Here is a 5,605-nt window from a genome sequence, read left to right as displayed (position 1 = left end):
GCCCTGGTGCTGGCGCTTGCCCGCGCCGCCGGAGCAGGCGGCATGGTCGGCGGCCAGAAGCTCGATCTCGAAGCCGAACAGACGCCGCCGGACGAGGCCGGCATCATCCGGCTGCAGGCGATGAAGACCGGCGCGCTGATCCGCTTCGCCTGCGAGGCAGGCGCCCTCATCGCCGGCGCCCCGGCCGATGACCGCGAGCGGCTGGCCGAATTCGGCTCGGCGATCGGTCTTGCCTTCCAGCTTGCCGACGACCTGCTCGATTTGACCGCCGACGCCAGCCAGATGGGCAAGGCGACCGGCAAGGACGCCGCCGCCGGCAAGGCGACGCTGGTGGCCTTGCATGGTGCAAATTGGGCACGCGGCCAGCTGCACGGCCTCGTCCAACAGGCGCATGCGCTGCTTGAGCCCTATGGCGACGATGCCCAGTTGCTGAAAGAAGCGGCGACATTCGTGGCGGCGCGTAACAGCTAAGGTTGGTGCCAGCCGGAACATCGAGCTGATTGCACGCACGTCCCCGCCGGCCGGTTCTGAAATAGAACTTGAGCGGAAGCCTGCCGAGGCAGAGGATTGACATCCGCACGGCAAGCACGCGGTGCGGATAAGAGTTGGAGGATGCCATGTCGACCACCGACAAGCTGTTCAGCGGTTCCATTCCCGAGATCTACGACCGGGCGATGGTGCCGCTGATCTTCGAGCCATATGCGCGGGATCTGGCGGAGCGGGTGTCGAAGCTCGGGCCGCAATCGGTGCTCGAAGTGGCGGCGGGCACCGGTGTGGTGACACGTGCGCTCGCAGCAAAGCTGCCGGCGCAAGCGCGCATCGTGGTCACCGACCTCAACCAGCCCATGCTCGACCACGCACGCACGCGGATGGTGGACGATCCTCGCATCACCTGGCAGCAGGCCGATGCTCAGGCGCTGCCCTTCGAGGACGCACAGTTCGACGCCGTGGCCTGCCAGTTTGGCGCGATGTTCTTCCCCGATCGGGTGGGCGCCTACGGGCAAGTTCGGCGCGTGATGCGGCTGGGCGGACACTTCCTGTTCAACGTCTGGGGTGCCATCGAAGAGAACGAGTTTGCCGATGAGGTGACGCGGGCGCTCGGCCATTTTTTCCCGGCCGATCCGCCTCGCTTCATGGCAAGGACACCGCATGGCTATCACGATGCGGACGTCATCCGCGCCGACCTGCATGCCGCCGGCTTCCGTAACATTACCATAGAGCCGCTGGATGCCGTCAGCGCCGCTTCCTCGCCATATGAGGCGGCCACGGCCTATTGCCAGGGCACGCCCCTGCGGGTCGAGATCGAGGCGCGCGGTGGCTCGCTGGAGGAGGTGACGCGATACGTGGCGAATGCCCTTGGGAAACGGTTCGGGGAAGGCCCGGTGAGTGGCCGCATCCGCGCCCTCGTCGTGGACGCGGCCTAGGCGCGCTGTCCATCCGGCGGCTCGCACGGCTCGCCTGCCCGAACGAACGAAATTTTAATGTAAATGAAGCGTAATCCCGGCCATTAAAATGGTGCGTATGTGTTGGGGTTGCGCATGCCTGAATATTCGTCCTTCATCCGGTCGGTCCGGATCCGCTATATTTCAGGGTTGCTGATCTTCGCGCTGGCTTCCGCCGGCATCGTGATTGCGCTTGATCGCGTCAATTCCTTTCGCCGCGACATCGATGCGCTGAGCAGCAATCTCGTCATCTTCACCCGAGACCTGCGCAACGCGACCAGCTTTGCCGAGACGACCGGCACCGCCTGGCGGGCGGAGACACGCGATGCCCTGACCACATCGGCGCGCGGCCATTCGGAGCGCCTGACCGGCGAGATCGAGACGCTGACCGCCCAGCTTGCGGCGATCAAGCCGCGGCTGTCGATCAAAACCGTCGACGAACTCCAATCCGCTTCAGTTAACGGCGATCTGTTCTGGTCGCCGCGCGACATGGTGCGCAATTTCAACCTGATGTCGGTGGCGCAGAAGGTCGACGAGTGGAGCTATCGCGAAATCCGCAACCAGAATGACCTGTTCGCCCAACCCATGCTGGTTCGCGTCCGCACCGCCATGGATGATGAGCGCCATCTGGCCGATGCCTCCAGCGACAGGCTGTTGTTGTGGGCCAGCGGCATCCTGTTCGCGGCCCTTGCCATCGTCGCCTTCTGGATCTTCCGCCCGATGGAAGTGGCGATCCGCCGCGCCTTTGCCGAATCCGCCGAATCCCTGTTCAAGGCCGAGGCCGCCGACCGCGCCAAATCGGAATTCCTGGCCAATATGAGCCACGAGATCCGCACGCCGATGAACGGTGTGCTCGGTATGGCCGAACTGCTGGCCAAGACCGATCTGACCCCACGCCAAAAGACCTTCACCGACGTTATCGTGAAGTCCGGCAACGCGCTGCTCACCATCATCAACGACATCCTCGACTTCTCCAAGATCAATGCTGGCCAGCTCACCCTCGACCCTGCTCCCTTCCGCCTTTCCGAGGCGGTCGAGGACGTGGCGACGCTGGTCTCGGCGCGCGTCGCCGAAAAGAACCTCGAACTGATCGTGCGCGTCGATCCGCGCCTGCCGGCCCATGTCGTCGGCGACGCCGGCCGGTTCCGGCAGATCATCACCAACCTGCTCGGCAACGCAGTGAAGTTCACCGAGAAGGGTCACGTGCTGATCGACGTCGGCGGCGAGATCGTCAACGACGTGGTCCAGCTCAAGATCCGCGTCGAGGACACCGGCATCGGCATACCGGCCGAGAAACTGCAGAACGTGTTCGAAAAATTCGCGCAGGTCGACGGCTCGTCCACCCGCCGTCACGAGGGCACGGGGCTGGGCTTGGCCATCGCAGCACGCCTCGTCGACCTGATGGCAGGCAAGATCGGCGTCGAGAGCGAGATCGGCCGCGGCTCGGTGTTCTGGTTCGCGGTGCCGCTGCCCGCGCATCAGGCCGCGGCGCGCGACGAGATCGTGCCGGTCGACGTCACCGGCGCGCGCGTGCTGGTCATCGATGACAATCCGGTCAACCGCGAAATCCTGCTCGAGCAGCTCAGAAGCTGGAGCTTCGACTGTGCCGCCGCCGAAAGCGGCGCCGTCGGCCTGGCCTTCCTCGATCGCGCCTTTCAGTTGGGCGCCGCCGTCGACTGCATCATCCTCGACTACCAGATGCCCGGCATGAACGGCGCCGACGTCGCCAGGGCAATTGCTTCCGACAGCCGGCTGTCCTCCATCCCGGTGGTGTTGCTGACCTCGGTCGACCAGGTCGATTTCGGCAAGATGATCATCGACTTCGGCATTGCCGCGCATTTGACGAAGCCGGCGCGCTCTGCGGTCCTGCTCGGCACCGTTATTTCGGTCGTGCAGAAGGCCCGTTCGCAGGTCGGCAAGGCGCAGTTTGTCCGCGAACCGATCGTCCAGGCTCCCCCGGCAGCGCCGCCTGCCTTTACCGTCATCCGCGGCCCGGCGCTGCCAGTCGCGGCAGCACCGGAATCGACAACCACGCCGAACGGACCGATCGACATCCTGATTGCCGAGGACAACGACGTGAACCAGCTGGTCTTCGGCCAGATCCTCAATGGCTTGGGCTTGAGCTACCGCATCGCCGGCAACGGCCGCACGGCGGTCGAGATGTACCGGGCGCTGCGCCCCAAGCTGATCCTGATGGACGTCTCGATGCCGGAGATGAATGGCTACGAAGCGACCCGCGCGATCCGGGCCATGGAGACCTCGACGGGCACCCACATTCCGATCATCGGCGTCACCGCGCATGCGCTGAAGGGCGATCGCGACAAGTGCATCGAATCGGGCATGGACGACTATCTGCCGAAGCCCGTTTCGCCCGACCGACTGGGCACCAAGATCGGCACCTGGCTCAGCGAGACCGTGGTGGCCAAGACGGCCTAGCCTGCCTCCATCGATGCATCAGGCGGCTGCGTCGAGGCGATAGCGGCGCATCCAGTCGAGGCTGGTGTCGTCGGAGAGCTTTGCGACGCCGGGCCTTACATCTTCGGCGTCTGGTGCTTGGACATCCAAGACTTCACAGATGCCTAGCAACGTCGCCGCCGGATTGCTCGAAAGGCGCTCGTAGCCAACCCGAAGCGGGGTTATGCCTTGCTCAGCGAACCAAATGTTCCATGCCGCATCATAGGTCTCGAGTACCTCGACCTCACGCCTGATCCGCTCGAAATCATATTGGGGCTCTTTCGGCGGTGCGACCCTTTCGATCTCGGTGCCGTCGGGAGCGATATGCCAAAGACCGGTCTGCTCTGCCTTGATCAGGGAGACAGCCTGCGCAAGCTTGTCCTCCCGCGAGAGGTGTATGTAGAGAACATTGCCGAATGCTCTTTCGAACCGTGCTCTGTCGGATGACAGTTTTGGGAAAATCCGGCCGAGGATCGCCGAAAGCTCATCCAGATTTTCGCGCATCAAGCGGAGACCGAAGAGGCCGGTCCCACCCTTGCCAGCGGCGATCGTAGCATTGAGGTAAGCGGCATCGAATTCGCGCTCGCTCATCGCGGCGCGATCGAGCAGCTTCCACTCTTCGGCCCACTCCACCACGTCCTGGCGCCGATAAAACGAATGTGGATCGCCGGCGGTCTTGGTGGACGCCAGGAGCTTGCACAGCAGCGTGCTTCCGGTCCTCGGTGTGCCGCAGATAATGTATCCATCGAACATGTTGTGCCCACGCGGCTTGTCAAAGGCAGGGGCTGTCGCTCCTGGTAAGATGACCGCCGCCATAGCTGAAATCCTTGGTGGATGCGACGTCACGGCTGTCGCTTTCTAAATGCCTCTCTCAGACAAAATACCCTGCCGGCAGGGGTCAAATCACCGGTTGCGCACCACCACGCATGCCCCACCGATGCTTTGCAATTTCTGGCAGATGACGTTTGCATCGGCGCGGTGGTCGACACCGATCCTGACCGCATAGATACCCCGCCGGCCGATCGGCGTGCGCACCCGGCTGACCACTGGATCGTGCCCGTTGAGCAGGGCCGGGAACCGGCTCCTTATCCTGAGCCACTGGTTGATCGCGGCACTGCGGCGGAAATTGCCGGCCACCTGGATGCCCCACGGCTTTACGTTGATCGAGGCCATCGCCACGGTCCGCGACATGATCACCGGCAGTTTTCGGCAAGCGACGGCAAAATCCGCCTTAGCGTCGAGCGGTTCGACCCTTCCGGCATAGGCTCGGTCGGTGAACTTGTCGGCTGGTTCGCCCATGATGTCGAAGACATAGCTTTCGGTTTCCATCGGCAGGAAACCGCCGGAACTGAGCCAGCGCGACACCCGGCTCTCGCCGGCATTGTAGGCGGCGGCCGCCAGGCCGAGATTGCCGTAGCCGGTTTTCATTTCGGCGAGATATTTCGCCGAAGCCGGGATCGCCTGATTGATGTCGAAGGAATTGGCAAGCCCGCGCATCTTGGCGGTTCCCGGCATGAACTGGGCAATGCCTTCGGCGCCGACGGGACTGACGGCGTTGGGATCGAAACGGCTCTCCTTCCAGATCAGCCGGGCGAAGAAATCCCTGGGCAAACCATTCTGGTCGGCATGCGCCTGGATCAGGTTGCAGACCTTGTCGATAAGCCGTTGCTTGGCGGATTGCGGCGGATCGGCCTGAGCCAGTGTCGACC

Annotated in this window: 5 protein-coding genes; 3 read left to right on the top strand and 2 right to left on the bottom strand. The window is 63.6% G+C overall.

The window, feature by feature from the left end; all coding sequences use genetic code 11:
• From EN969_RS14425 to EN969_RS14415, 3 genes are all read left to right on the top strand, one after another.
• Positions 1–471: polyprenyl synthetase family protein (locus EN969_RS14425; protein WP_206525156.1), on the top strand; the 471-nt coding region annotated here is incomplete at its 5' end.
• Positions 472–617: 146 nt separating this feature from the next.
• On the top strand, positions 618–1,424 hold the full coding sequence (locus EN969_RS14420; RefSeq protein ID WP_063169167.1) for a methyltransferase domain-containing protein: 807 nt from the start codon (positions 618–620) through the stop codon (positions 1,422–1,424).
• Between the two features lie 114 nt (positions 1,425–1,538).
• On the top strand, positions 1,539–3,878 hold the full coding sequence (locus EN969_RS14415; protein WP_013529222.1) for a response regulator: 2,340 nt from the start codon (positions 1,539–1,541) through the stop codon (positions 3,876–3,878).
• 18 nt (positions 3,879–3,896) lie between these two features.
• On the opposite strand, the gene EN969_RS14410 is transcribed toward EN969_RS14415, so the two are convergent.
• Both EN969_RS14410 and EN969_RS14405 read right to left on the bottom strand, forming a co-directional pair.
• On the bottom strand, positions 3,897–4,712 hold the full coding sequence (locus EN969_RS14410; RefSeq protein ID WP_082826558.1) for a Stf0 family sulfotransferase: 816 nt from the start codon (positions 4,710–4,712) through the stop codon (positions 3,897–3,899).
• A gap of 87 nt (positions 4,713–4,799) precedes the next feature.
• The coding region (locus EN969_RS14405) for a lytic transglycosylase domain-containing protein (RefSeq protein WP_245467440.1) at positions 4,800–5,605 on the bottom strand (806 nt) is incomplete at its 5' end.

This window comes from Mesorhizobium sp. M7A.F.Ca.CA.003.01.2.1 (genome assembly GCF_003998945.1).
In the GTDB taxonomy this organism is placed as follows: domain Bacteria; phylum Pseudomonadota; class Alphaproteobacteria; order Rhizobiales; family Rhizobiaceae; genus Mesorhizobium; species Mesorhizobium ciceri.
The sequence above is the reverse complement of the archived record's forward strand: the minus strand, read 5'-3'. Positions and strand labels throughout refer to the sequence as shown.

Excerpts from the sequence above, each read along its gene's own strand:
- EN969_RS14410 (WP_082826558.1), bottom strand. The coding sequence starts at position 4,712 with ATGGCGGCGGTCATCTTACCAGGAGCGACAGCCCCTGCCTTTGACAAG.
- EN969_RS14415 (WP_013529222.1), top strand. The coding sequence starts at position 1,539 with ATGCCTGAATATTCGTCCTTCATCCGGTCGGTCCGGATCCGCTATATT.
- EN969_RS14420 (WP_063169167.1), top strand. The coding sequence starts at position 618 with ATGTCGACCACCGACAAGCTGTTCAGCGGTTCCATTCCCGAGATCTAC.